The organism is Halomicronema sp. CCY15110 (assembly GCF_016888165.1).
Classification (GTDB): domain Bacteria; phylum Cyanobacteriota; class Cyanobacteriia; order Phormidesmidales; family Phormidesmidaceae; genus Halomicronema.
In genome coordinates this window covers 1-230 of the sequence record NZ_JACSWC010000065.1, presented here as the reverse complement: position 1 = coordinate 230, position 230 = coordinate 1, and the positions used below count along the sequence as shown (strand labels likewise).

Below are 230 nucleotides of genomic sequence, written 5' to 3'. Positions count from 1 at the left end.
TGGGCGCTGGCCCCCCACTGGTCAATGCGCTGCCCCGACTGCATCATCGCCCCCACCACCACCGCGGGCTTGCCCCCGACCAGCGCCAGGTTAATCAGCGGGTCGCGCACCCCCCGACGCACCTGGGCAATGTCGCCTAGGCGAGTAAACTGTCCGTCCTGGGTGCGAATTGGGATCTGGCGAATCTGCTCGGTGCTCTCCAGGCCGCTGTCTACTTCAATGGCCAGGGT

At 66.5% G+C, this 230-nt stretch carries 1 protein-coding gene; it reads right to left on the bottom strand.

Annotation, left to right across the window (positions count from 1 at the left end; genetic code table 11):
• Nucleotides 1-230: efflux RND transporter permease subunit (locus JUK32_RS28590; protein ID WP_204136938.1), on the bottom strand; the 230-nt coding region annotated here is incomplete at both ends.